25 protein-coding genes are annotated in these 24263 nt (G+C 66.9%); 19 read left to right on the top strand and 6 right to left on the bottom strand.

Annotation, left to right across the window (positions count from 1 at the left end):
* The first annotated feature begins 24 nt into the window (after positions 1-24).
* From paaB to BLQ58_RS11690, 9 genes are all read left to right on the top strand, one after another.
* A complete protein-coding gene (gene paaB, locus BLQ58_RS11730; RefSeq protein WP_029051132.1) occupies positions 25-306 on the top strand; it encodes a 1,2-phenylacetyl-CoA epoxidase subunit PaaB in 282 nt (93 codons plus the stop codon).
* Between the two features lie 8 nt (positions 307-314).
* Complete coding sequence (gene paaC, locus BLQ58_RS11725; RefSeq protein WP_029051131.1) at positions 315-1076, top strand: 1,2-phenylacetyl-CoA epoxidase subunit PaaC; 762 nt, start codon at positions 315-317, stop codon at positions 1074-1076.
* 5 nt (positions 1077-1081) lie between these two features.
* Positions 1082-1597, top strand: coding sequence for a 1,2-phenylacetyl-CoA epoxidase subunit PaaD (gene paaD / locus BLQ58_RS11720; RefSeq protein ID WP_049815888.1), 516 nt, complete (start codon positions 1082-1084; stop codon positions 1595-1597).
* 25 nt (positions 1598-1622) lie between these two features.
* Positions 1623-2696 (top strand): 1,2-phenylacetyl-CoA epoxidase subunit PaaE, encoded by a 1074-nt coding sequence (paaE, locus tag BLQ58_RS11715; protein ID WP_029051129.1) that lies wholly within the window; start codon positions 1623-1625, stop codon positions 2694-2696.
* An 86-nt stretch (positions 2697-2782) separates the two neighbouring features.
* On the top strand, positions 2783-4453 hold the full coding sequence (gene paaN / locus BLQ58_RS11710) for a phenylacetic acid degradation protein PaaN (protein WP_029051128.1): 1671 nt from the start codon (positions 2783-2785) through the stop codon (positions 4451-4453).
* Positions 4454-4510: 57 nt separating this feature from the next.
* The gene (gene paaK / locus BLQ58_RS11705; RefSeq protein WP_029051127.1) at positions 4511-5866 is read left to right on the top strand and encodes a phenylacetate--CoA ligase PaaK; all 1356 of its coding nucleotides are present in this window, start codon (positions 4511-4513) and stop codon (positions 5864-5866) included.
* Between the two features lie 142 nt (positions 5867-6008).
* A complete protein-coding gene (locus BLQ58_RS11700; protein ID WP_029051126.1) occupies positions 6009-6317 on the top strand; it encodes a DUF485 domain-containing protein in 309 nt (102 codons plus the stop codon).
* Positions 6314-7984 (top strand): cation acetate symporter, encoded by a 1671-nt coding sequence (locus BLQ58_RS11695; RefSeq protein ID WP_029051125.1) that lies wholly within the window; start codon positions 6314-6316, stop codon positions 7982-7984. The genes BLQ58_RS11700 and BLQ58_RS11695 overlap by 4 nt, the downstream gene beginning before the upstream one ends.
* A 139-nt stretch (positions 7985-8123) precedes the next feature.
* Positions 8124-9440, top strand: a complete 1317-nt coding sequence (locus BLQ58_RS11690; RefSeq protein WP_029051124.1) for an MFS transporter — start codon at positions 8124-8126, stop codon at positions 9438-9440.
* Between the two features lie 7 nt (positions 9441-9447).
* Here the strand turns inward: BLQ58_RS11690 and BLQ58_RS11685 are convergent, their stop codons facing one another.
* The gene (locus BLQ58_RS11685; RefSeq protein ID WP_029051123.1) at positions 9448-10224 is read right to left on the bottom strand and encodes an AraC family transcriptional regulator; all 777 of its coding nucleotides are present in this window, start codon (positions 10222-10224) and stop codon (positions 9448-9450) included.
* 143 nt (positions 10225-10367) lie between these two features.
* Between BLQ58_RS11685 and BLQ58_RS11680 the strand changes: the two genes are divergently transcribed.
* Positions 10368-11177, top strand: a complete 810-nt coding sequence (locus tag BLQ58_RS11680) for a sulfite exporter TauE/SafE family protein (protein WP_029051122.1) — start codon at positions 10368-10370, stop codon at positions 11175-11177.
* Positions 11178-11194: 17 nt separating this feature from the next.
* Here BLQ58_RS11680 and BLQ58_RS11675 read toward each other — a convergent pair whose 3' ends face one another.
* Complete coding sequence (locus tag BLQ58_RS11675; RefSeq protein ID WP_029051121.1) at positions 11195-11770, bottom strand: lipocalin family protein; 576 nt, start codon at positions 11768-11770, stop codon at positions 11195-11197.
* Positions 11771-12023: 253 nt separating this feature from the next.
* Here BLQ58_RS11675 and BLQ58_RS11670 point away from each other — a divergent pair, with 253 nt between their 5' ends.
* Positions 12024-13808 (top strand): IlvD/Edd family dehydratase, encoded by a 1785-nt coding sequence (locus BLQ58_RS11670; RefSeq protein ID WP_029051120.1) that lies wholly within the window; start codon positions 12024-12026, stop codon positions 13806-13808.
* A 104-nt stretch (positions 13809-13912) separates the two neighbouring features.
* On the top strand, positions 13913-14596 hold the full coding sequence (locus tag BLQ58_RS11665; RefSeq protein WP_029051119.1) for a GntR family transcriptional regulator: 684 nt from the start codon (positions 13913-13915) through the stop codon (positions 14594-14596).
* 9 nt (positions 14597-14605) lie between these two features.
* Here BLQ58_RS11665 and BLQ58_RS11660 read toward each other — a convergent pair whose 3' ends face one another.
* Both BLQ58_RS11660 and BLQ58_RS11655 read right to left on the bottom strand, forming a co-directional pair.
* The gene (locus BLQ58_RS11660; protein WP_029051118.1) at positions 14606-15580 is read right to left on the bottom strand and encodes a tripartite tricarboxylate transporter substrate binding protein; all 975 of its coding nucleotides are present in this window, start codon (positions 15578-15580) and stop codon (positions 14606-14608) included.
* Between the two features lie 16 nt (positions 15581-15596).
* Positions 15597-16784, bottom strand: a complete 1188-nt coding sequence (locus BLQ58_RS11655; protein WP_049815887.1) for a pyridoxal-phosphate dependent enzyme — start codon at positions 16782-16784, stop codon at positions 15597-15599.
* A gap of 101 nt (positions 16785-16885) precedes the next feature.
* On the opposite strand from BLQ58_RS11655, the gene BLQ58_RS11650 reads away from it, so the two are divergent.
* A complete protein-coding gene (locus BLQ58_RS11650; RefSeq protein ID WP_029051116.1) occupies positions 16886-17809 on the top strand; it encodes a LysR family transcriptional regulator in 924 nt (307 codons plus the stop codon).
* 10 nt (positions 17810-17819) lie between these two features.
* On the opposite strand, the gene BLQ58_RS11645 is transcribed toward BLQ58_RS11650, so the two are convergent.
* Positions 17820-18836 (bottom strand): 1-aminocyclopropane-1-carboxylate deaminase, encoded by a 1017-nt coding sequence (locus tag BLQ58_RS11645; RefSeq protein ID WP_029051115.1) that lies wholly within the window; start codon positions 18834-18836, stop codon positions 17820-17822.
* Between the two features lie 140 nt (positions 18837-18976).
* Here BLQ58_RS11645 and BLQ58_RS11640 point away from each other — a divergent pair, with 140 nt between their 5' ends.
* The 4 genes from BLQ58_RS11640 to BLQ58_RS11625 all read left to right on the top strand — a co-directional run bounded on the left by BLQ58_RS11640 (position 18977) and on the right by BLQ58_RS11625 (position 22199).
* The gene (locus BLQ58_RS11640) at positions 18977-19510 is read left to right on the top strand and encodes an Lrp/AsnC family transcriptional regulator (RefSeq protein ID WP_029051114.1); all 534 of its coding nucleotides are present in this window, start codon (positions 18977-18979) and stop codon (positions 19508-19510) included.
* A 62-nt stretch (positions 19511-19572) separates the two neighbouring features.
* On the top strand, positions 19573-20262 hold the full coding sequence (locus BLQ58_RS11635) for a GntR family transcriptional regulator (RefSeq protein WP_029051113.1): 690 nt from the start codon (positions 19573-19575) through the stop codon (positions 20260-20262).
* A 304-nt stretch (positions 20263-20566) separates the two neighbouring features.
* On the top strand, positions 20567-20944 hold the full coding sequence (locus BLQ58_RS11630; protein ID WP_029051112.1) for a DUF427 domain-containing protein: 378 nt from the start codon (positions 20567-20569) through the stop codon (positions 20942-20944).
* Between the two features lie 310 nt (positions 20945-21254).
* Positions 21255-22199 (top strand): histone deacetylase family protein, encoded by a 945-nt coding sequence (locus BLQ58_RS11625; RefSeq protein WP_029051111.1) that lies wholly within the window; start codon positions 21255-21257, stop codon positions 22197-22199.
* 143 nt (positions 22200-22342) lie between these two features.
* Here BLQ58_RS11625 and BLQ58_RS11620 read toward each other — a convergent pair whose 3' ends face one another.
* Complete coding sequence (locus tag BLQ58_RS11620) at positions 22343-22528, bottom strand: hypothetical protein (RefSeq protein WP_029051110.1); 186 nt, start codon at positions 22526-22528, stop codon at positions 22343-22345.
* A gap of 344 nt (positions 22529-22872) precedes the next feature.
* Here BLQ58_RS11620 and BLQ58_RS11615 point away from each other — a divergent pair, with 344 nt between their 5' ends.
* Both BLQ58_RS11615 and BLQ58_RS11610 read left to right on the top strand, forming a co-directional pair.
* Positions 22873-23175: an ArsR/SmtB family transcription factor gene (locus tag BLQ58_RS11615; protein WP_029051109.1), complete on the top strand. Its 303-nt coding sequence runs from the start codon at positions 22873-22875 to the stop codon at positions 23173-23175.
* A 69-nt stretch (positions 23176-23244) separates the two neighbouring features.
* A complete protein-coding gene (locus BLQ58_RS11610; RefSeq protein WP_092597973.1) occupies positions 23245-24231 on the top strand; it encodes a zinc-dependent alcohol dehydrogenase family protein in 987 nt (328 codons plus the stop codon).
* Positions 24232-24263 lie beyond the last annotated feature (32 nt).

Below are 24263 nucleotides of genomic sequence, written 5' to 3'. Positions count from 1 at the left end.
GCATCCAACAAGCAGGAGACCGCCATGAGCGAATGGCCGCTTTGGGAAATCTTTATCCGCAGCCAGCACGGGCTGGCGCACAAGCACGTCGGCAGCCTGCACGCCGCCGACGCCGCGATGGCCATCAACAACGCCCGCGACGTCTACACGCGCCGCAACGAGGGCGTCAGCATCTGGGCCGTGCCCGCCACGCATATCGCCGCCAGCAGCCCCGCCGACAAGGGCCCCCTGTTCGAGCCGGCCAACAGCAAGGTCTATCGCCATCCGACCTTCTTCCCGATGCCGGAAGCGGTCAAGCACATCTGAGGCACGCCATGCAAGTCAGCAAGCAAGCCACCTTCGAATACCTGCTTCGCCTGGGCGATACCGCGCTGGTGCTGGGCCAGCGGCTGTCCGAATGGTGCGGCAAGGGCCCGGCGCTGGAGGAAGACATCGCGCTGACGAACGTCGCGCTGGACCTGATCGGCCAGGCGCGCATGTGGCTGTCCCGGGCCGGCGAAGTGGAAGGCGCGGGCCGCACCGAAGATCAGCTGGCCTACCTGCGCGACGCGCACCAGTTCCGCAATCCGCTGCTGGTCGAGCAGCCCAACGGCAGCTACGCCGACACGCTGGCCCGCCAGTTCCTGTTCGACACCTGGCACTACTACCTGCTCGATGCGCTGCGGCAGTCCAGCGACGCGTCCATCGCCGCCATCGCCGACAAGGCCGTCAAGGAAGTGGCCTATCACGCCCGCCGCAGCGCCGACCTCGTCGTGCGCCTGGGCGACGGCACGGCGGAAAGCCATCGGCGCATGCAGGACGCCATCGACCGTCTGTGGATGTACACCGGCGAGCTGTTCGACGCCGACAGCGTGGACGCCAGCCTGATCGCGGCCGGCGTGGCCTGCAGCCCGGCCGCGCTGCGCGAGCCGTGGCGCCAGCAGGTGGCCGAAGTCCTCGAAGAGGCCACGCTCGCCACGCCGGACGATGGCTGGATGCAACGCGGCGGCCACGCCGGCCGGCACACGGAACACCTGGGCTTCCTGCTGGCCGAGATGCAGTTCCTGCAGCGCGCCTACCCCGGCGCCACGTGGTGAGCACCATGCAGGCCCGTGCTCATCCGCAAACCATGACGGACGCCATCTGGTCGTGGCTCGATGCCATCCCCGACCCCGAGATCCCCGTGATTTCCGTGATCGACCTCGGCATCGTGCGCGGCGTGCACTGGGAGGCCGACACCTGCGTGGTGACGATCACCCCGACGTATTCGGGCTGCCCCGCAGTCACGCTGATCCGCGAGCAGATCGTCCAGACGCTGGGCGCGCATGGTATCGGCCAGGTCGAGGTGCGGCTGCAACTTGCCCCGGCCTGGACTACCGACTGGATGACCGCGCGCGGGCGGCAGCAGCTGGCCGGCTATGGCATTGCGCCGCCCGCGCAGACCGTCATCGACATCAGCGGCATCACCCGCCGGCGCCAGCCCGCGCCGAAGGTGGCCTGCCCCCATTGCGGATCGGCCCATACGCAGGTGGTCAGCCAGTTCGGTTCCACGGCCTGCAAGGCGCTGTACCGCTGCGGCGACTGCCGCGAGCCGTTCGATTACTTCAAGGCGCATTGAGCCGCCGCGACAGGAAGACACAGACATGAGCACCTTCCATGCCCTGCGCGTGACCGATGTCACCCACGAAACCCGCGACGCCATCGCCGTGACCTTCGATGTGCCGCCGGAACTGTCCGAGACCTACCGCTACGCGGCCGGCCAGCACCTGACCGTGCGCACCCGGATTGCCGGCAACGAGGTGCGCCGCTCGTATTCGATCTGCGCCGCCGCGCAGGACCAGCGCCTGCGCATCGCCATCAAGCGCGTGGAGGGCGGCCTGTTCTCGAACTGGGCTACCGACACGCTGCGGGCCGGCCACACGCTCGACGTGATGCCGCCGTCCGGGCACTTCAGCGTGCCGCTCGATGCAGGCCATCGCAAGCACTACGTGGGCTTTGCGGCTGGCAGCGGCATCACCCCGCTGCTGTCGATCATCGAAACCACGCTGCGCGCCGAGCCCGACAGCCGCTTCACGCTGTTCTACGGCAATCGCGCGTCGTCCACGGTGATCTTCAAGGAGGCGCTGGAAGACCTGAAGGACACCTACCTGCACCGGCTGAACCTGGTCTTCATCCTGAGCCGCGAAACGCTCGACATCGACCTGTTCAACGGCCGCCTGGACGGCGCCAAGGCCGACGCGCTGCTCAAGCAATGGGTAGATCCCGCCGGGATCGACGTGGCCTTTATCTGCGGCCCGCAGTCGATGATGGAGGGCGTAGCGGACGCGCTGAAGCAGAACGGTGTCGACCCCGCCCGCATCAAGCGCGAGCTGTTCGGCGCGAGCACGCCCACGGCCCGCGCGCCGCAGCCGCAACGCGCCGCCGGCAAGCAGGATTGCGAGGTCACGGTGATCCAGGACGGCCGCTCACGCCGCTTTACGGTCGCCCGGAACACCCAGACCGTGCTCGACGCCGCGCTGGAACAGGGAATCGAGCTGCCCTACGCCTGCAAGGGCGGGGTCTGCTCCACGTGCCGCTGCAAGCGCGTCGCGGGCGAGGTCGACATGGACGTGAACTTCGCGCTGGAAGACTACGAAGTGGCGCGCGGCTTCATCCTGAGCTGCCAGAGCTACGCCGTCAGCGACAAGCTCGTACTCGATTTCGATCAGGAAACCTGACCGGCCCCGGCAGGCCACCCGCCCCCTTACCGCAAAACAACGCCCCTCGCGCTTCGGCGCAGAGATCTGGAAATATGGAGACACCCGTGACGCACGCATTGTTCACCCGCCATCAGGCCATGCTCGACCAGGCGCTCGCCGCCATCGGCCAGCGCGGCTACTGGAGCCCGTTTTCCGAAATGCCGAGCCCGAAGGTCTACAGCGAAACAGCCGCCGACGATGGCAAGGCCGCCTTCGATGCTCGCCTCGGGCAACCGTTTCCGATCACGCAGCCCGGCACCACCGGGCAAGCCGGCCAGGAAGTCTCGCCCTACGGCCCGACGCTTGGCGTGACCTATCCGCGCCCGGACCTCGACGGCCTGTTCGCCGGCATCGAAGCCGCCGCGCCCGCATGGCGCGAAGCCGGCCCCACCGCGTGGGTGGGCGTGGCGCTGGAAATCCTGACCCGCCTGAACCGCCGCAGTTTCGAGATGGCCCATGCGGTCATGCATACCACTGGCCAGCCGTTCATGATGGCATTCCAGGCCGGCGGCCCGCACGCGCAGGACCGCGGCCTGGAGGCCGTGGCCTATGCCTGGCAGGCGATGCGCGGCATCCCGGCCCGCGCCACCTGGGAAAAGCCACAGGGCAAGAACGCGCCGCTGCGCATGGAAAAGACCTTTACGGTCGTGCCGCGCGGCATCGGCCTGGTCATCGGCTGCTGCACGTTCCCCACCTGGAACGGCTATCCGGGCCTGTTCGCCAGCCTGGCCACGGGGAATCCGGTTGTCGTCAAGCCGCATCCGGGCGCCATCCTGCCGCTGGCCATCACGGTGCAGATCGCCCGCGAGGTACTGGCCGAGGCCGGCTTCAGCCCGGACATCGTGACGCTGGTCGCCAACAACCCGGACGAGCGCATGGCTTCCACGCTGGCGCTGCGCCCCGAGGTGCGGCTGATCGATTTCACGGGCAGCACGGCCAACGGGGAATGGCTGGAACGCAACGCCCACCAGGCGCTGGTCTACACCGAGAAGGCCGGTGTGAACCAGGTGGTCATCGATTCCACCGACGACCTGAAGGGCATGGTGCGCAACCTCGCCCTGTCGCTGGCGCTGTACTCGGGCCAGATGTGTACCGCGCCGCAGAACATCTACATCCCGCGCGATGGCATCGACACCCCGGACGGCCATGTCACGTTCGACGGCGTGGTCGCCGCGCTGGGCGAGGCACTGCAGAAGCTCACCGCCGACCCGGCCAAGGCCGTCGAGATCCTCGGCGCGATCCAGAACGACGGCGTGGCCCAGCGGATCGACGCATCGCGCGCGCTGGGCAAGGTGGTGCTGGACAGCCAGACCATCACCCATCCCCAGTTCCCCGAAGCGCGCGTGCGCACGCCGCTGCTGCTCAAGGTCGACGTGCGCGACGAGGACAGGTTCACGCAGGAACTGTTCGGCCCGATTGCCTTCGTGATCGCCACCGACAGCACCGATCAGGCGGTTGCCACCGCCCGGCGCATCGCGAAACAGCACGGCGCGCTGACGCTGTCGGGCTATACCACGCAGCGCACCGTGGAATCGCAGCTCGAAGAGGCCGCGCTCGACGCCGGCGTGGCACTGTCGCTGAACCTGACCGGCCCCGTGCTCGTCAACCAGTCGGCCGCCTTCAGCGACTTCCACGGCACCGGCGCCAATCCGGCCGCCAACGCCGCGCTGGCCGATACGGCCTTCGTTGCCAACCGCTTCCGGGTGATCCAGGCTCGCCGTCATCTGAAAGACTGAACCCCACGGCTCACGCCATCCCGAAGAATCGCCCGACATACCCTGGAGGAGACACCCATGGTCCAGCGCGCCCCCCAAGCCGATCAACTTGATCCGATCGAGCATGCCAGCCGAGACGAACTCCAGGCGCTGCAGCTGCAGCGCCTGAAATGGACGCTGCAACACGCCTACGACAACGTGCCGCACTATCGCCAGGCGTTCGATGCGGCCGGCGTGCAGCCCGGCGATCTGCGCCAGCTTTCCGATCTGTCGAAGTTCCCGTTCACCACCAAGAAGGAACTGCGCGACAACTACCCGTTCGGCATGTTTGCCGTGCCGCGCGAGGAAGTCGTGCGCGTACACGCGTCGAGCGGCACGACCGGCCAGCCCACGGTGGTGGGCTATACCGCCCGCGACATCGACACCTGGGCCACGCTGGTGGCCCGTTCGATCCGCGCCGCCGGCGGCCGTCGCGGCGACCTGGTGCAGGTCTGCTACGGCTACGGCCTGTTCACGGGCGGCCTTGGCGCCCATTACGGTGCCGAAAAGCTGGGCTGCACCGTGATCCCGATGTCGGGCGGACAGACCGAGAAGCAGGTGCAGCTGATCCGGGACTTCAAGCCGCGCATCATCATGGTCACGCCGTCGTACATGCTGAACCTGATCGACGAGATGGCCCGCCAGGGCCTGTCGCCGGCCGACAGCTCGCTGGAGATCGGCATCTTCGGCGCCGAGCCGTGGACGGACGCGATGCGCCAGGAGATCGAAACACGCGCCGGCATCGACGCCGTGGACATCTACGGCCTGTCCGAGGTCATGGGCCCCGGCGTGGCGTGCGAGTGCATCGAGAGCAAGGACGGCCCGGTGATCTGGGAAGACCACTTCTACGCGGAAATCATCGACCCCGTCACCGGCGAAGTGCTGCCCGATGGCTCGGAGGGCGAACTGGTCTTCACGTCGCTCACCAAGGAGGCGCTGCCCGTGATCCGCTATCGCACGCGCGACCTGACGCGCCTGCTGCCGCCGACGTCGCGCGCCATGCGCCGCATCGGCAAGATCACCGGGCGCTCGGACGACATGCTGATCATCCGGGGCGTCAACGTGTTCCCGTCCCAGATCGAGGAACTGATCCTCAAGCAGCCTGAGCTGGCACCCCACTACCAGCTGACCGTCACACGCGACGGCCATCTCGACCGCCTGGCCGTGGCAGTCGAGGTGCGGCCCGAAGTCACGCACCGGCTGTCCGATGCCGAACGCGAGGCGCTGGGCGCAAAGCTGCGCGACGCGATCAAGACCAACGTCGGCATCACGACCCGCGTGGACGCCGTCCCGGCCGACCGCCTGGAGCGCACCTCCACCGGCAAGGCCCGGCGCGTGCTGGACCTGCGCGCCGCCGCGCCAGTGGTTACGGAACCCGAACGCGCGGCCGCCTGACGCGCGCGGGCTCACGTCCGGCCTGCTTCCCCGATTACGCCCTGATGACTCCTCGCCGTCGCCGCCCGCCATGCTCGCGGGCGGCAGGCCGCAACGCCTCGACAGAAGGCGTGCCGGCCACGCTTCGCCATTGGAGACAACCATGACCGAACGGCAATTCGCCTCTATCACCCAACATCCCGACTTCCAGTTGCTGACCCGGCGCCGCGCGCGCCTGGGCTGGTCGCTGACCGCGCTGATGCTGGCCGTCTATTTCGGCTTCATCGGCCTGCTGGCCTTCTATCCGGCTGCGCTGGTGGCGCCCGTGCGCGGCGGCACCCTGACCACGGGCATCGTCGCCGGCGCCGCCGTCATCGTGGTGGCATTCGCGCTGACCGCCATCTACGTGCGCAAGGCCAACCGCGAGTTCGACGGCCTGAACGCCCGCATCCTGAAGGAGTGCGCAGCATGAAGCGATTCCCAACCTTTGCGCCGGCCCTCGCCTGTTTCATGGCGCTGGGCGCGGCCAGTGCCTATGCAAGCCCGGCCGTGGGAGGCAACGTGACCGTCCAGCCGCTGAACTGGCATGCCATCGGCATGTTCGTGGTCTTCGTGCTGTTCACGCTGCTCATCACGCGCTGGGCCGCCCGCCGCACGCGCACGGCTTCGGACTTCTATGCGGCCGGGGGCGGACTGACCGGCTTCCAGAACGGCCTGGCCATTGCTGGCGACATGGTGTCCGCCGCGTCGTTCCTGGGCATTTCGGCCATGATGTTTGACAAGGGCTTCGACGGCCTGATCTACGCACTGGGCGTGGTGGCCGGCTGGCCGATCATCCTGTTCGTGGTGGCCGAGCGCCTGCGCAACCTGGGCCGCTACACGTTTGCCGATGTGGTCGCCTACCGCCTGTCGCAAAAGCCGGTGCGCATCACCGCCGCGTTCGGCACGCTGACCGTGTCGATCATGTACCTGGTGGCCCAGATGGTAGGCGCCGGCAAGCTGATCCAGCTGCTGTTCGGCACCAGCTACCTGTCGGCCGTGCTCGTGGTGGGCGTGCTGATGGTGCTCTACGTGATGTTTGGCGGCATGCTGGCCACCACGTGGGTCCAGATCATCAAGGCCATCCTGCTGCTGGGCGGCACCACGTTCATGGCCTACGAGGTGCTGGCGCATTTCGGGTTCAGCCTCGACGCGTTGTTCGCCGCGGCGGTCGATGTCCACCCGAAGGGCCGGTCGATCATGGCGCCGGGCGGGCTGGTGGCAAACCCGGTCGAGGCCATATCGCTAGGCGTCGGGATGATCTTCGGCACGGCCGGCCTGCCCCATATCCTGATGCGCTTCTTCACCGTGGCCGATGCGCGAGAGGCCCGCAAGTCAGTCTGCTATGCCACCGGCTTTATCGGCTACTTCTACCTGCTGATCCTGGTGGTCGGATTCGGGGCCATCGTGCTGGTGGGCAACAACCCGGCCTTCCGCGACGGCGCCGGGCAGTTGATCGGCGGCAGCAACATGGTGGCCGTACACCTGGCCCAGGCGGTGGGCGGCAACATGTACCTGGGCTTTATCTCGGCCGTGGCCTTCGCCACCATCCTGGCCGTCGTGGCGGGCCTTGCGCTCTCGGGGGCATCGGCCGTGTCGCACGATCTCTATGCCACGGTCATCCGCAAGGGCCGCGCCACCGAGGCCGAGGAAATCCGCGTGTCGCGCTATGCCACGCTGGGAATCGGCGTAGTGGCCATCCTGCTCGGGCTGCTGTTCGAGAAGCAGAACATCGCCTTCCTGTCCGGCCTGGTGCTGGCCATCGCGGCCTCGGTCAACTTCCCGGTGCTGTTCCTGTCGATGTTCTGGAAGGGCCTGACCACGCGCGGCGCGGTGGGCGGCAGCGTGGTGGGGCTGGTGTCGGCCATTGCGCTGCTGGTGCTGGGACCGACCGTCTGGGTGGGCATCCTCAAGCACGGCCAGCCGATCTTCCCGTATGCCAACCCGGCACTGTTCTCGATGACGCTGGCCTTCGGCGCGGCCTGGCTGCTGTCCGTGCTCGACCGTTCGGAAGCGGCCGCCGGCGAGCGCCAAGCCTACCTGCCCCAGTACGTGCGGTCCATGACGGGCCTGGGCGCGGCCTCGGCCAGCCGGCATTGATGCCTGCGCGCGACGGCATCGCCATCGGCATGACCGTGCCAAGTTAGAATGGCCGCCAGCGTGGCAGCCGGACCGGGACCCACCGGACCGCCGGCCTGCCACCCCGCCCCATTCCCTTGTCGCACGGACCTTTGCCAGCATGTCGACCTCGCAGATCAGCTTTGAAGAGGCCATCCGCACCGCCGGAGTCGGAAAATTCCAGTACCGGCTCTTCGTGATATTCGGGCTGGTCTGGATGGCCGATGCGATGCAGGTGCTGTCCATCGGCTTCAGCGCCCCGTCCATCGCCAGCACCTTCGGCGTGCCGGTTCCGCAGGCACTGCAGACCGGCACCACGTTCTTCATCGGCATGCTGGTCGGGGCATTCTGCTTCGGCCGCATCGCCGACCGTGTCGGCCGGCGCCCGGCGCTGATGCTGGCGGTGGTCATCGACGCAGCCTGCGGTGTGGCTTCCGCGTTTGCCCCGAGCCTGGGCTGGCTGATGGTGCTGCGCTTCCTAACCGGCATCGGCGTGGGCGGCACGCTGCCGGTGGACTACACGATGCTGGCCGAATTCCTGCCGCGCGACCGTCGCGGCCGCTGGCTGGTGCTGCTGGAATCGTTCTGGGCGCTCGGCACGATCTGCCTGGCCCTGCTGGCGCTGGCCGCCGCCGCCCATGGCAACGATGCCTGGCGCATCATCTTCTTCGTGACCGGCATCCCGGCGCTGGTTGGCCTGATTCCGCGCCTGTATGTGCCGGAATCGCCGCTCTTCCTGAACCGCAACGGCAAGTCCGAGCAGGCCCGCCAGGTGCTGGAACGCGTGGCCCAGACCAATGGCCGCAAGGTGGCCATCCCCACGCTGCAATCCGAACGTACCGAGCGGCAGTCGGTCTTCACGCTGTTCACGGCCACCTTCCGGCGCCGCACCGTGGCGCTGTTCGCCGCCTGGCTGCTGATCTCGGTGGCCTATTACGCGGTGTTCGTCTACCTGCCCATCCGTCTCAGCGGTGCCGGCTTTGCCTTCATGCGGGGGCAGGCCTTCCTGGTGATCCTGGCGCTCGTGCAGTTGCCGGGCTACGCGCTGGCGGCCTATGGCGTGGAACGATGGGGCCGCAAGCCAACGCTGATCGGATTCCTGCTGCTCAGCGCCGTGGGTTGCATGCTGTACAGCCTGGGCACGGCGCCCGTGGTGGTGATCGGGTCCACGCTGCTGATGAGCTTCGCGCTGCTGGGCACCTGGGGCGCGCTGTACGCGTTCACGCCCGAGGTCTATCCCACCAACCTGCGCGCCACGGGCATGGGCACGGCGGGCGCCGTGGCACGTTTCGGCGGCCTGTTCGCCCCGGCGGTCATCGCGCCGGTCATGTCCACACATTTCACGCTGGCCCTGGCGATGATCTCGGCCATGCTCGCCACGGCCGCGCTGGCTGTCAGCGCCGTCAACGTCGAATCGCGCAATCGCGCGCTCGACTAGGGGGGCTTCAAAGCTGGCGCGCTGCTTGGAGAAACGACGAGGGCGGCGCGCCCAGCGCCTTGCGGAACATCGTCGAGAATGCGCTGGGGCTGTCATACCCGAGATCGAGGGCCACCTGGGTGACGGGCGTGCCGGCGGACAGCCGGGACAGCGCGGCCATCAGGCATGCCTGCTGACGCCACGCGCCAAATGACATGCCCGTTTGCTGCTGGAAGACACGCGCGAACGTGCGCGGGCTGCGGTGGAGATGCCGCGCCCAGTCATCGGCCGACGCACGGATGTCGGGCCGGGCCAGCAGCGCGGTGCAGAGCCGTGCCAGATCCGGGTCGCGCGGGATCGGCGCGAACAGCGGCAGGGTTGGCGCCTGCGCCAGTTCAAACAGGATCAACTGCATCAGCGCGCCGTCGCGGCTGTCGGACGGGTAACGGGCCGGCACATCCGCCGAGGCCAGCAGCAGCGCATGCAGCAGCGGGCGCACCACCAGTACCTCGCAAGCGGTGCCCCGGCGCGGCGCCGCGTCGGGCAGTATGTAGACGCTGCGCGTGCTGACGCCGTTCATGCGCACCCGATGCGGTTTCTGCGCGGGAATCCACACGCCCGTGTAGGGCGGCACGACCCACGCGCCCTCTTCCGTCCCGACCTCCATCAGGCCCGTCATGCCGTACAGGAACTGCGCGCGGCGGTGGCTGTGCGTGTCCAGCAGCGTGCCAAAGGCATAGTCGGTGCCGATGGCCAGCGCGGCGCACGGGCTGGCATCGACGCTATCGAGCGAAATATTGCGCATCGGACACATGGCTGCGACATCCCGGTGTCGCAAGGTTGGCAAAATCTCGACGATTATTGACCAACCTTCGCAAGCCAGCCAAGCGGCGCGGACCTATCGTATCGCTTCAACCCTGATACGCGATTCAATTTTCGACGATGTCCATGTACGCGATGCTGTTGGTCTGTGGTGGTCTGGCCGGTGTCACAACCGTGCTGTTTGGCTTTGGCGGCGGCTTTGTGGTGGTGCCGCTGCTCTATACGATGCTCACCATGACGCACGACGCCGGCACTCCCGTGGCGCGGTCGGCCATGCAGATCGCGGTGGCCACATCCTCGTGCGTGATGATCTTCGGCGCTTCGATGGCCACCTGGCGCCACCATCGCGCCGGCAATCTGGACTGGCCGCAGGCCCGTGCGATGGCTGGCTATATCGCGGCTGGCGCCATCGTGGGCGCGGCCGCCGCCAGCTGGCTCAGCGGCGACTGGGTGCGCTGGGCCTTCATCGCCTACCTGGCCCTGACCATCCTGGATAGCGCGCTGCGCCCCGGCTTCATGCATGCGCGCCCACCAGCCCCGGCGCCGATGCGCGCCGCAACCACGGCTGCGGTCGGCCTTGGCATCGGCACCATCGCCGCGTTCCTGGGCGTCGGCGGCAGCGTGATGACCGTGCCGCTGATGCGCCGGCGCGGCGCCACCATGACGCAGGCCACGGCCATGGCCAATCCGCTGTCCTTGCCGATGGCACTGGCCGCCACTGCCACCTACGTTGCGCTGGCCTGGCGGCAGGGCGCGACGCTAGGCCCCGGCCACGCCGGCTATGTGGACCTGCTGGCCTTCGCCGTGCTGGCGGGCGGTTCCTGGGCAGGCATCCGGCTGGCAGCGCGCTGGATCGGACGCATCCCCGACCGCATCCACGCCGTGACCTATATCGCCCTGCTGGCCGTGGTGCTGGCGGTCATGCTGGCGGTCTAGCCGCGCGGCCATTCCGATCAGTGCACCGCGCCGTGCATCGTCTCGCGTAGCAGCGCCGTGTCATACCCCAGCGCGGCCACGCGGGCGATCAGTGAGGTGGCCAGTGCGCGCGGCGGGCGGGCTTCGCGTGTGAGGATCCACAGGAAGCGGCCTGAAGGCTCGCCGACGATCGACCACGTGTAGTCGTCGGCGTGGTCCAGCACCCAGTAATCACCGAAGAAGAACGGACCGAAGAACGAGACTTCGAGCTTGGCCCCGCCGCTGCCCGGCACGATGCGGGCACGGCCTTCCGATATGCGCGCCTCGCCGTCGGCGCAGCCCTCATGGCAGGTGTTGCGCACCGATACCAGGCCGTCGTCGCGCAGCGCGTACTCGGCCGTCACGCCCTCGCAGCCGCGTTCGAAGCCGTTCTCGTAGCGCGCAAACTCGTACCACTTGCCAAGATAGCGATCCAGGTCCACCGGCTTCGCCGGCTCGGGCACCGCGGCATTGCCCCGTTTACCACCCGAGAACTTGCCATAGGCGCGTGCCGCGAGTGCCGCACCGGCCAGGGCAATACCTGCCGCAGCCAGCGGCGCGAGAGATCGTTTCACAGGGCACCTCCATTGAAATCGGTCAGGGATCGAACGGGCTCGGTCCTCTGGCAGATTGTGAAGCGCCTGCCCCGCGCGCCGGAATCAGACGGATGCCGACACCCGATGTGGGACACGGCGCCACCGGGGAGCCGCATCGAATCGATATTATTAATAATTTAGGTGACAATACCGACGACAATCGGGCGCGACTCGACTATCCTTGGGCCGACATTCCTCCAGGGGCGTCGCGCCCACCCTACCGCATCCGACCATGTCCGACGACGACCAGAACCCGAATGGCGCCACCCCGCGCCACGACATCGCCCCGGCCGAAGCCGCCACCGGCATCTCCAAAGGCCTGACCAATTACGGGGACCGGGGCTTCTCGCTGTTCCTGCGCAAGGCGTTCATCAAGGGCGCGGGCTATACCGACGACGCGCTGGACCGCCCGGTCATCGGCATCGTCAACACGGGCAGCGCGTACAACCCCTGCCACGGCAACGCGCCGCAGCTGATCGAGGCCGTCAAGCGCGGCATCATGCTGGCCGGCGGCCTGCCGATGGACTTTCCGACGATCTCGATCCACGAGAGCTTTTCGGCGCCCACCAGCATGTACCTGCGCAACCTCATGTCGATGGACACCGAGGAAATGATCCGCGCGCAGCCGATGGATGCCGTGGTCCTCATCGGCGGCTGCGACAAGACCGTGCCCGCACAGCTGATGGGCGCGGCGTCGGCCGGCATCCCGGCCATCCAGCTCATTACAGGTTCGATGCTGACCGGATCGCACCGGAGCGAGCGCGTGGGCGCCTGCACCGACTGCCGCCGCTACTGGGGCAAGTTCCGCGCCGAAGAGATCGACGCCGGGGAGATTGCCGACGTCAACAACCAGCTGGTGGCCAGCGTGGGCACCTGCTCGGTGATGGGCACGGCCAGCACCATGGCCTGCATTGCCGAGGCGCTGGGCATGACCGTGCCCGGCGGCGCCTCGCCGCCGGCCGTGACCGCCGACCGTATCCGCGTGGCGGAGCAGACCGGCACGGAAGCCGTGCGCATTGCGCGCGAACGCCTGACGATCGACAGGATCCTGACGCCGGCCGCCTTCGAGAACGCCATGCGCGTGCTGCTGGCGATTGGCGGTTCGACGAACGGTATCGTCCACCTGGCCGCCATCGCGGGCCGCATGGGCTATGACATCGACCTGGCGGAACTGGACCGCATGGGGCGCGACACGCCGGTGCTGCTGGACCTGAAGCCGTCCGGCGACCACTACATGGAAGACTTCCACCACGCGGGCGGCATGGCCACGCTGCTGCGCGAACTGAAGCCGCTGCTGCACCTGGATGCGCTGACCGTGACCGGCCGCACGCTGGGCGAGGAAATCGAGCGCGCCGGCCCCGGCTTCAGGCAGGAGGTGGTGCGCACGCGCGACAACCCCATCTATCCGCAGGGCGGCATTGCCGTGCTGCGCGGCAACCTGGCCCCGGGCGGCGCCATCATCAAGCAGTCGGCCGCACACCCCAGGCTGATGGAGCACGAGGGACGCGCCGTGGTGTTCGAGAACGCCGCCGACCTGGCCAACCGCATCGACAGCGACGACCTGGACGTGACGGCCGACGACATCCTGGTGCTCAAGAACATCGGCCCCAAAGGCGCGCCCGGCATGCCCGAGGCAGGCTATATCCCCATTCCGCGCAAGCTGGCCCGCGCGGGCGTGAAGGACCTCGTGCGTATTTCGGACGGCCGCATGAGCGGCACGGCATTCGGCACCATCGTGCTGCATGTGACGCCCGAATCGGCGATTGGCGGGCCGCTGGCCTACGTGCGCAACGGCGACCGGATCAGCTTGTCGGTGGCGCGACGCGACCTCACGCTGCATGTCAGCGACGACGAACTGGCGCGCCGCGCGCAGCAAACGCCGGTGGTGGCGCCCACCGCCGACCGTGGCTACCGCAAGCTGTTCCTCACCACGGTCAACCAGGCGGATCAGGGCGTGGACTTCGACTTCCTGCGCGCTGCCGAGACCCGGGGCAAGGTGCCGGGCAACGGCGCCTGACCTGCGGCGGGACACGCGCCATGGACCGGAAAATCGATCAGAATGTCGGCCTCGTTCCGACTCGCCACCAAGCGCCAGGGCCCAGCCCCGGTGCGATTCACCAGATGCCGATGCCCAGTTCCAACACGCGCAGCCCCGCCGCCATCGCCCAGGACCCGCTCGACGCGATGGTTGCCACGCTTGAGGAAGATATCGTCTTTGGCCGGCTGCACCCCCGCGAGCGCCTGGTCGAGGACGATCTGATGGCGCGCTTCGAAGTCAAGCGGCACGTGGTCAGGGACGCACTGGCCGCGCTGGATCGCCTGGGGCTGGTGGAGCGCCGCAAGAACGTCGGCGCGCTGGTGCGATCGTTCTCGGCGCAGGAAGTGACCGAACTGTACGAAGTGCGCGCCATGCTGGAGACCGAGGCAGCCCGGCGCATCGATCTGCAGCGCGTGCCGGCGCACCTCGACACACTGATCGCCATCCAGCAGCAGCACGACACCGCCGTGGCGGCCGGCGACGCGCGCACGGTGTTCCGCGTCAACCTGGCGTTCCATCGCGAACTGTTCAGCCTCTGCAGCAACCAGACGCTGCAGAAGGCGATTGCCGAGTTCGCGCGGCAGACCCATCCCATCCGCTTTGCGTCGCTGGTCTCGCCCGAATACCGCGAGCGCGCCCGCCTGGAACACTGGCAGATGATCGAAGCGCTCAAGGCCGGCGATATCGACGGGCTGGTGGCGCTGTGCGCCAGCCACCTGCTGCCGTCCCGCGATGCCTATCTGCATGCGCAGCAGTACCGGGGCTGATCCCCTCGCCTATTCCGGCTGGATTCCTGCCTGTTTCACCAGTTGACCCCAGCGGTCCACCTCGCCACGCAGCCGGTCGCCCAGTTGCGCCGGCGTGGATGCCTTGAGGTCGATGCCCTGGCTATCGAGGCGCGCCCTGGTCTGCGGATTGGCCAGCGCCGCCCGCACTTCGTCGTTGAGGCGTGTAACCACCGCCGTCGGCGTGCGCGCCGGCGCCACCAACGCCCACCACTGACCCACCTGCATGGCCGGCAGTTTCGCCTCGGTCGATGTCGGCACGTTCGGCAGCGCGGCGAGCCGCGACGGCCCCGTCACCATCAGCGCCGTGATCTTGCCGCCGCCGAGCAGGCTGCTGCCGCTGGCCAGCGTCGCAAAATGGCCAGAAACCAGTTGGGCCGAGACATCGGTCAACGCTGGGGCCGATCCGCGATAGGGCACGGCATCGACGGGGATGGCCGCCTGTGCCTCCAGCATCTTGGCCGCCAGATGGCTGATCGTGCCGCTGCCGCTGGTGGCCAGTTGCAGTGGCTTGCCGGACTGGCGGGCGTCGGCCAGGAATCGCTGGATGTCGCCGGGCCGGTAGCGCGTGCTGTCCGCGAACAGCACCAGCGGCGATTCGCCGAGCAGCGAGACCGGCGCGAAATCGCGCAGCACATCGTAGGACATCTGGCGAAACACCGATGGCGCCACGGTGTGGGCCAGCTCGATCACCCCAAGCGTGTAACCATCGGGCGTGGCCTTGGCCACCGCCTCGGCGCCGATGCGGCCCGAGGCGCCCGCGCGGTTTTCAACCACCACCGGCTGGCCCATCGATTCGCTCATCCGTTGCGCCACGGCGCGCGCCAGGGCATCGGTGCTGCCGCCGGCGGCCCATGGCACGATCAGGCGGACTGGCTTGTCGGGATAGCCGGCGGCATGGGCCACGGGTACTTGGGCCGCGGCCAGGCCGACGGAAAAGATGGCGGTCAGGTAGCGCAACGTCATGGGTCTCTCCGAGCCTCTAGTTTGAAATCTGTGCCGGGTCGCGGTCGCCGCGCGCCGTCAGCACCAGCAGAACGGTTTCCGATGCAGCGATGCGGCCATCGGCGCGCAGCATCCGGGCGGCGGCAAGCCCCGCGCCGGCGCAAAGCTCGACCCAGAATCCGGCGGCGGCCAGTTGGCCGGTGCCCGCCCGTGCGCCATCGTCGCCCACCACCACCGCGCCGCCACCTGATCGCGTGACCGCATGCACCTGCTGTGCCGTGACGGTGGACCCGGCCGTGGAAAACTGCTGTGTTGCCCCCGCAAAATCGGCCTGCTGCGACGCCCCGCCCAGCACGCGGGCCAGGCGCGGAAACGGCTCGACGGCCCACAGCTTCGGCACGCGGGCCAGATGCCCCATTCTCACGAGATCGCGCAGCGCGCTGTAGAGTCCCCACAGCAGGTCGCCGCGTGCGGTGGGCACCATCACATGGTCGGGCAGGCAGCCCTGGTGAACCCATTCGAGCGCGGCGGCCCGGTAGCCTTCCACGCCAAATGCCGGGCTGCCGACGGCTGGCAGGCTGTAGTTCGTCAGCGCGAAGGCACCTTCGTCACGAACGCGGCGCCGCACGTGTTCCCAGCGCGCGTGCCCGGTCTCGCAAATCACGCGGCGCGCGCCGTAGTGGCGCAGGGCCACGTCGAACACCGCTGGCAGGTCGCGATAGGTGGCCACCTCGCACGGCAGCCCGGCGGCGGCGCAATAGGCCGCGGCGGACACCGCCGCGTTGCCGCTGGACGCCAGCACCACATCGCGCGCTCCGGACGCCAGCGCCCGGCTCACCGCCTGGGCGGACATACGGTCCTTGTGCGAACCGGTCGGATTGGCGCCTTCGTTCTTGATCCACATCGCCGCCACGCCGGCCAGCGCGGCCAGCGACGGCACCGGCAGGCAGGGGGTGGCGCCCTCTCCCAGCGTCACGCCGTCCAGGTACGGCATCCAGTGGCCCCAGCGATAACCCTGGCTTTTTGGTGCAAAATCGGGCGCCGGGGTGCTGTCACCACTACCGTAGACCGCTTCGAGGCTGCTTGGCCGGCCCTGGCAGGCGCAGGCCGGGCAGCCTTCCGGCAGGTCGGCTACCGGGTAGACCTCGGCGCAAGTCACGCATCGCAAGGCGTGCAGTGCGGGATTGACGGTCGGCACAACGCCGGGTGTATGGATGTGGGACATGGCGACGGACTGGAATGGCATGACGGCGAGTCTACGGGCAGACATGCCGCCGCGACGCAAGCCACCCGGCGTTTTTGATAAGCCAAACTTATAGGATGAGGATGGACAAGACAGCCGAGTACGCCGGGCAGACCATCAGCGCGCGGCAGATCGAGGTGTTCCGCATGGTCATGCGGCTGGGCTCCGCGCGCCGGGCCGCCGAGGCGCTGCATATCAGCCAGCCAGCCGTGACCCAGATCGTGCTGCAACTCGAAAAATCGGCGCGGCTCAGGCTGTTCGACCGCAGCAAGGGGCGCATGGTCCCGACCGCCGAGGCGACCGCGCTGATGGACGAAGTCGAGCGCGTCTACGTCGGGCTGGACGCCGTGCAGCGCAAGATCGACCTGCTGCGCTCGCACGAGGACACCGTATTGCGCGTGGGCGCCCTGCACGCGATGGCCGCCAGCGTGATGCCGCTGGCGGTGGCCAACTTCACCCACAGCTATCCGCGCAGCCATTGCCGGCTGGAGGTGGACAGCTCCCGCGGCCTGCGCGAACGGCTGCTGCAACGCGAGCTCGACCTGGCCTTCATGGGCGACGAAGTGGACACCAGCGGACTGACCGCCTCGGAGTTCTACGCCATTCCGGCGGTCTGCATCGTCCCGGCCACACATCCGTTTGCCGCGCGGGGTCGCATCGGAGTGGCGGACCTGGCCGATGCCCCGCTGATCGGGCTGGATGCGGCCGACCCGGCCCAGCGGCAACTGCAATCCGCCTTCGCCGAGCACGGCCACAGGGCCCGGTTCGTCGCCACCACGCCATACAGCCATACGCAATGTGCGATGGTGCTGGCCGGCGTCGGGCTGGCCATCACCAACCCGCTGGTGGCGCGCACTTATACGGCGCTGGGGCTGCGCAGCGTGCCATTTGCCGGCGCGGTGCGCTTCCGGGCCATCCTGGCGTTTCACCCGGGCCAGGGACAGTCCACGGCGGCACAACAGTTTGTGCGGCTGTGCCGCCAGCGCGTGGAAGACCTGCTGCGCTGAGGCGCGCCGCTCAGCCGTTCCGGAACAGGAAGCTGTAGGCGCTCAATGCCGGCACGCCGCCCAGGTGGGCATAGAGTACGCGCGAACCGGCCGGGAATTCGCCACGCCGCACCATGTCGATCATGCCGTGCATCGACTTGCCTTCGTAGACGGGGTCGGTCATCACCCCTTCATACCGCGCGCAGGTGCGGATGGCATCGAGCGTGCCTTCCGACGGCAGGCCGTATTCCGGTCCGCCGTAGCGCGTGTCGAGCACGACATCGGCATCGACGATGTCGCGATCGAGTTCCACCAGCCCCGCCGTGTGTTTGGCGATGCGCAGGATCTGCGCGCGGGTCTGTGCGGGCTTGGCCGATGCGTCGATGCCGATCACGCGGTCTGCCCGGCCGTCGGCCGCGAAGCCCACCACCATGCCGGCCTGCGTACTGCCCGTGACCGAGCACACGACGATGTAGTCGAACTTGAAGCCGAGTTCGGCCTCCTGGGCGCGCACTTCCTCGGCAAACCCGACAAACCCGAGACCGCCAAGCGGATGCTCCGAGCAGCCGGCGGGAATCGGATATGGCTTGCCGCCCGCCCGGCGCACGCTTTCCATCGCCTCCTCCCAGCTCTTGCGGATGCCGATGTCGAAGCCGTCGGCCACCAGCCGCACGTCGGCACCCATCATGCGCGACATCTGGATATTGCCCACGCGGTCGTAGACGGCATCGGAATAGTTGACCCAGTTTTCCTGTACCAGCACGCACTTCAGCCCCAGATGCGCGGCCACGGCGGCGACCTGGCGGGTCTGGTTGGACTGGATGCCGCCGATCGACACCAGCGTGTCACAGCCTTGCGCAAGTGCATCAGGAATAAGGTATTCGAGCTTGCGGGTCTTGTTGCCGCCAAATGCGAGACCACTGTTGCAGTCTTCACGCTTGGCGTAGAGCGCCACCTTGCCACCGAGATGCTCGGACAAGCGCTGCATGGGTTGGATCGGGGTGGGACCGAACGTCAGGGTGTGGCGGGGGAAACGCTTCAGGTTCATGGCGGCTGCTCCGGGGTTGAGGGCGATGGACTCAATCCTAGAAAAAAAGCCGCGAAACGTGCTTGCAAAGAACGGGCCTTGCGAACACTGTTCATCAGAAGATCACCGCACAACGTTTCGATTGTTCCGCCAACTTGTCCATGAAAGAAACAAAATTTCGCACCCGTTCGGGACAATCCGCTACCCCGCCCGTGCCGGCCGCGCCGGCGCACGTTGACACCCTGGACCGCGCCGACAAGGCCATACTCCGCGCGCTGCAGCAGGATGCGTCGATCTCCAACGTGGCGCTGGCGGCCAAGGTGAACCTCAGCCCGCCGGCCTGCCTGCGCCGCGTGGAGCGGCTCAAGGAGATGGGCCTGATCCGGGGCATCGTGGCGCTGCTGGACCCCCGGGCGCTAGACGCGGGCATGCTGGTGATGATCGGCGTGGTACTGGACCGATCCACCCCCGAATCCTTCGCCCAGTTCGAGTCGGCCGCACAGAAGGTGTCGGGCTGCATGGAATGCCATGTGGTCACCGGCGAATTCGACTACTTCATGCTGGTGCGCACCCGGGACAGCGAAAGCTTCAACCGGCTGCACGCCGAGCAGTTGCTCTACCTGCCCGGCGTCAGGCAAATCCGCTCGTTCATGGTGCTCAAACAGGTGCTGTCAACGACGCAGTTCCCTTTTTGACAAAAGTGCCGGCAGCGATCTCGGGTAGACTCTCATGTCTTGGTTACCCACATCACGTTTTCATGCTTCCTACGGACCTGGCTGGCGCCGACGGCGACCAGAGTGCTTCGTTGCCGCGTTCCGAGCGGGCCTATCAACAACTGCGTGCCGCGATTCAGGCTGGCCAACTGCTACCGGGAACCCGTCTGCGTGAAGTCGAACTGGCCGAAACGCTCGGCCTGTCTCGCACGCCGGTGCGCGAGGCGCTGTCCCGCCTGGAATCCGAAGGGCTGGTCGTCAACGAGCCGAATCGCGGCATGATGGTCACCCGGCTCGATGCCAGCATGGTCAGCGAGCTGTATGTGATGCGCGAGGTGCTGGAATCCACCGCAGCCGCCCTGGCGGCGCGCCATGCCACCGACGTGGAAATCTCGCTGCTGCGCGATATCGTCGAACGCGACCTGTCGTTTGCGGCGGACCCCGACAAGCTGGCGATGAACAACCGCCTGTTCCACGAAACCCTGCACCGCTGCGCGCACAACCGCTACCTGCTCAAGACGCTGCGGTCGCTGCACGAGTCGATGGCGCTGCTGGGCCGGTCCACGCTGGCAGTGCCGGGCCGGGCGCGCGGGTCGTACGAGGAACACATGGCGCTGGTCGAAGCGCTGGAAGCCCGCAACCCCGAACAGGCCGAAATGATTACCCGCCGCCATATCCAGCAGGCGTACAAGGTCCGGCTGTCGCTGTGGATCGAGGAACAGTCGGGAAGCTGAACATCCCCCGGCGCCTTTCCGCCCGCGTTAAGCGATGATGGCCCCGCCTGGACGGGGCCATTGTTTTAAAAGCCCGAAAAGTGTGTTCCGCCGTTGCGCTTTTTCGCAACGATGCGCCGCGTTATGGTGTTGCCAGAGGCTGCAGGATCTCTCTCCCTTCCAGCCTTACGTCACCTCCGTGGCGGTTTTTTCATGATTGGCGCGGGCGCGTACGACTCTCAGGCGTACGGCAGGCCGGCGCGGGCGCGGCATCGTTGCCGCGCCTCATCTTTTTCCGCCGTAGCCCTCAAGGCAAGGAGTCGTCATGACTGACAAGCCCGTCAAGATCCCCGGCCCGGACCACCCCATCACCATCACGCCACAGCAAGCCCGCGTGGTCGTCACGGCCGGCGGCCGCGTGATCGCCGATACCACGCGCGCCCTGAACCTGCAGGAAGCGTCCTACCCCGCCGTACAGTACATCCCGCGCGACGATGTCGACATGTCGCAGCTAACCCGGACCACGCACGCCAGCCATTGCCCGTACAAGGGCGACGCCGCCTACTTCAGCATCGGCGCAGCCGGAACTCGCGGCAACAACGCTGTCTGGACGTACGAACATCCGCACGAGGCCGTGGCGCAAATCGCCGGCTATGTCGCGTTCTACCCCGATCGCGTCGACAGCATCGACATCCGGCGCTGATCGGCACGCGTCGAACAGCGTCTTCCGCATCGGCGCGGATGTTGGCCCTATGTCAACTGGCATGGCCCCTCGGGTGGCTGCCCCGAACCGGCAAATTCGCGAAGGACGCGCAGGGCGGCAGCATCCAAATTGCCGATGCTGTCGTCGTTAGTGGTGCCGGTACTCGTCCCTGTACTTTCCGCCAGCCTCCCCGACATCCTCTGATATATTACATATCAGTAAGGTTTATCGTGATGATCGAGGTACGCCGCCGAACTGCGCGCCGAACTGCGCCGCAGAAGTCGTCGGTTGAATCCGGGTACAGCCGAATATGACCACTACGCTTGTTTTTACGCACGCCGCGTGCCTGGAGCACCGCCCTGGCCCGCACCATCCGGAGTCGCCCGAGCGGCTGAAAGCGGTTGTGCAGGCATTGCAAACCCCGGAATTCGCGTCGTTGGCGTGGCGCGATGCGCCAATGGGCACCGTCGAGCAGCTGCAATTGATCCACGACGCGTACTACATCGACGAGATCGCAGAAAGCGCCCCGACCCAGGGATATGTAGCGCTGGACGCGGGCGATACGATCATGTCGCCGGGCTCGTGGGAAGCCGTCATGCGCTGCGTCGGTGCCGCTTGCGCGGGGGTCGATGCGGTGATGGACGGCCAGGCACGCAACGTGTTCTGCGCGACGCGGCCGTGCGGCCATCACGCAGAGCCGGCGAAGGCAATGGGCTTCTGCATCTTCAATCAGGCGGCAATCGCGGCAGCCTACGCCCATGAAATCCACAAGCTCCAACGCGTGGCCGTAGTCGATTTCGATGTGCATCACGGCAATGGCACCCAGGCAGCATTCTTCGACCGTCCGGAGCTATTCTACGCGTCCAGCCACCAATCGCCCTTCTATCCCGGTACGGGAGCCCGGTCCGAAACCGGGGTGAACCACAATATCGTCAATGTTCCACTGCCGCGCGGCTGCGATTCGGCGCAATTCCGTGCCGCGATTTCTACTCTGGTACTTCCCTCGCTAAGGGCGTTCGCCCCCGAAATCCTGATTGTTTCGGCTGGATTCGATGCACATCGCCTGGATCCCCTGGCAGGCATGAACCTGGAGGACAGCGACTTCCATTGGATTACCCGGGAACTGATGCAGATCGCCGACCAGTCGTGCAACGGCCGCATCGTGTCGATTCTGGAAGGCGGCTATAGCCTGGACGCACTGACCACAAGTACGGCGGCGCATGTCAGCGCACTGATGCAGGCGGACGCCGATTGAACGGACGTCCGCGTGCGGCGCGCTTCTTCCTGAAGATCAAATAAAAACCGGCCCGCCACACACCTGGATTTGGTGTGCGGCGGGCCGGTTTTTCAATGCATGCGGCGCCGGATGCGCCGCCCTTCTCTATCTGCTGGCGTCGCTCAGCCGTTCGCGTAGACCACCTTGGCCTTGCGCGCTTCCGCCTGCAGGCGGGTAAAGATGTTCTGGATTGCGGCTACTGCACGCTTCGCATCGTTGACGAAGCCCAGGCGTTGCGTGCCCAGTTCACCGTCGATCAGTTCACGTTCCAGTTGATCGGTCAGCTTGATATCGGATTGGGTGTTCATGGCGTCCTTCCTTTCAGGGATAACCCTTATGGGGTTTTCCCGAATTGTAGCAGAAGGATTGTCGCAGCGCAGCATTAGGTAATTCTGCGTAGTGCCAAGGCGCAACATGTGCTTTTTGCGGCTCATCCTCAGCCACCCGCATGGTCGCCAACGGGTTTCTCCGTCGGATGTCCGGGTATGTCGGCCGTCGAACCGGAGCATAAGCAAGGATTCCCGTCCCGACCCGCGTGTAATAGCCGTACCCGCCTAGCCTTTCAGAATGATTCCGGTCCGCGCTGAGCTTCGCTCACCGACGGGCAGGCGCCGCACATTGACATATCGGGAAATACCGATATACTGCCACCATGGACCTGCTCGACATTTTCAAAGCGCTCTCGAACCGGACTCGCCTCGACATCCTGCGCCGCTTGAAAGATCCCGTGAAGAACTTCCCCCCGCAGGATGAGGGCGACGTTCACACGGTGGGCGTTTGCGTGAGCAGCATCCAGGAAGGTGTCCGGCTATCGCAATCGACAGTGTCCGATTACCTTGCGACGCTGCAACGTGCGGGGCTGGTGGACGTCCAGCGCATCGGCCAGTGGACGTACTACAAGCGGAACGAAGCAGCCATCAGCGCCCTCGCCGAGTTGATCGGGAAGGAGCTGTAATTTTTTGCCCACGTATATCGATATTTCCCGATATCCCTTTTTTCCGAAACGATCCGGAGATACCTGGCAATGAAAGCACTGATACTGAATACCTTCGGCGGCCCCGATGCGTTCGCGCTGAGCGACGTACCGAAGCCCGCGCCGCAGGCGGGACAAGTCCTGGTCCGGGTCGAGGCCACGTCGATCAACCCCCTGGACTATCAGGTCCGGCGCGGCGACTATGCCGATCTGGTACCACTGCCCACCATCACCGGTCACGACGTCTCGGGCGTCGTCGAAGCGATCGGCGCCGGCGTAACGGCCTTCCGCCCGGGCGACGAAGTCTGGTACACCCCCCAGATCTTCGACGGCCCCGGAAGCTATGCCGAATACCACGTTGCATCCGAGCACATCGTAGGGAAGAAGCCAGCGCTCCTGAGCCACGTCGAAGCGGCAAGCCTGAGCCTCGCTGGCGGTACGGTGTGGGAAGCGTTGGTCGCGCGTGCGGCGCTGCGCGCGGGAGAAAGCATCCTCATCCACGGCGGCGCGGGCGGTGTCGGTCATCTTGCGATCCAACTCGCGAAGGCGATGGGCGCCACGGTGTTCACGACCGTACGGGACGTCAACTTCGCGTTTGCAACCCGTATGGGCGCCGATGTAGCCATCGACTATCGCAAGGAGGACTACGTCGACGCGATCCTGCGCGAAACAGGCGGCCGGGGCGTGGATGTTGTGCTGGACACCATCGGCGGCAACACGCTGTCCCGCAGTGCCGACGCCCTCGCCCAGCTGGGCCGTGTCGTTACGATCGTCGATACCGCACAGCCGCAGAACATGATCCAGGCATGGGGCAGGAACGCGAGCTACTTCGTGTTCACCCGGCAGAACCGAGGCAAGCTGGACGAGCTGAGCGCGTTGGTCGAGCGCGGCCAACTGCGGCCCCACGTCGGGGCGGTGTATTCGCTCGCCGACATCCCCATCGCGCACGCCAGACTCGAAAGCCCCAACAACGGCCTGCAGGGAAAAATCGCCATTGCCATCGGACCGTCGGCGCATCTCGACAGGGCGAACGGCTGATCGGGCCATGTTCGCTGGTCCAGCCGCCGGAA

The organism is Ralstonia sp. 25mfcol4.1 (genome assembly GCF_900104095.1).
GTDB lineage: Bacteria > Pseudomonadota > Gammaproteobacteria > Burkholderiales > Burkholderiaceae > Cupriavidus.
This window is presented reverse-complemented; position numbering and strand designations above follow the sequence as displayed.

Coding starts and splice junctions, on each gene's coding strand:
- paaB (WP_029051132.1), top strand. CDS start 25: ATGAGCGAATGGCCGCTTTGGGAAATCTTTATCCGCAGCCAGCACGGG.
- paaC (WP_029051131.1), top strand. CDS start 315: ATGCAAGTCAGCAAGCAAGCCACCTTCGAATACCTGCTTCGCCTGGGC.
- paaD (WP_049815888.1), top strand. CDS start 1,082: ATGCAGGCCCGTGCTCATCCGCAAACCATGACGGACGCCATCTGGTCG.
- paaE (WP_029051129.1), top strand. CDS start 1,623: ATGAGCACCTTCCATGCCCTGCGCGTGACCGATGTCACCCACGAAACC.
- paaK (WP_029051127.1), top strand. CDS start 4,511: ATGGTCCAGCGCGCCCCCCAAGCCGATCAACTTGATCCGATCGAGCAT.
- BLQ58_RS11700 (WP_029051126.1), top strand. CDS start 6,009: ATGACCGAACGGCAATTCGCCTCTATCACCCAACATCCCGACTTCCAG.
- BLQ58_RS11695 (WP_029051125.1), top strand. CDS start 6,314: ATGAAGCGATTCCCAACCTTTGCGCCGGCCCTCGCCTGTTTCATGGCG.
- BLQ58_RS11690 (WP_029051124.1), top strand. CDS start 8,124: ATGTCGACCTCGCAGATCAGCTTTGAAGAGGCCATCCGCACCGCCGGA.
- BLQ58_RS11685 (WP_029051123.1), bottom strand. CDS start 10,224: ATGCGCAATATTTCGCTCGATAGCGTCGATGCCAGCCCGTGCGCCGCG.
- BLQ58_RS11680 (WP_029051122.1), top strand. CDS start 10,368: ATGTACGCGATGCTGTTGGTCTGTGGTGGTCTGGCCGGTGTCACAACC.
- BLQ58_RS11670 (WP_029051120.1), top strand. CDS start 12,024: ATGTCCGACGACGACCAGAACCCGAATGGCGCCACCCCGCGCCACGAC.
- BLQ58_RS11665 (WP_029051119.1), top strand. CDS start 13,913: ATGCCGATGCCCAGTTCCAACACGCGCAGCCCCGCCGCCATCGCCCAG.
- BLQ58_RS11660 (WP_029051118.1), bottom strand. CDS start 15,580: ATGACGTTGCGCTACCTGACCGCCATCTTTTCCGTCGGCCTGGCCGCG.
- BLQ58_RS11655 (WP_049815887.1), bottom strand. CDS start 16,784: ATGTCCCACATCCATACACCCGGCGTTGTGCCGACCGTCAATCCCGCA.
- BLQ58_RS11650 (WP_029051116.1), top strand. CDS start 16,886: ATGGACAAGACAGCCGAGTACGCCGGGCAGACCATCAGCGCGCGGCAG.
- BLQ58_RS11645 (WP_029051115.1), bottom strand. CDS start 18,836: ATGAACCTGAAGCGTTTCCCCCGCCACACCCTGACGTTCGGTCCCACC.
- BLQ58_RS11640 (WP_029051114.1), top strand. CDS start 18,977: ATGAAAGAAACAAAATTTCGCACCCGTTCGGGACAATCCGCTACCCCG.
- BLQ58_RS11635 (WP_029051113.1), top strand. CDS start 19,573: ATGCTTCCTACGGACCTGGCTGGCGCCGACGGCGACCAGAGTGCTTCG.
- BLQ58_RS11630 (WP_029051112.1), top strand. CDS start 20,567: ATGACTGACAAGCCCGTCAAGATCCCCGGCCCGGACCACCCCATCACC.
- BLQ58_RS11625 (WP_029051111.1), top strand. CDS start 21,255: ATGACCACTACGCTTGTTTTTACGCACGCCGCGTGCCTGGAGCACCGC.
- BLQ58_RS11620 (WP_029051110.1), bottom strand. CDS start 22,528: ATGAACACCCAATCCGATATCAAGCTGACCGATCAACTGGAACGTGAA.
- BLQ58_RS11615 (WP_029051109.1), top strand. CDS start 22,873: ATGGACCTGCTCGACATTTTCAAAGCGCTCTCGAACCGGACTCGCCTC.
- BLQ58_RS11610 (WP_092597973.1), top strand. CDS start 23,245: ATGAAAGCACTGATACTGAATACCTTCGGCGGCCCCGATGCGTTCGCG.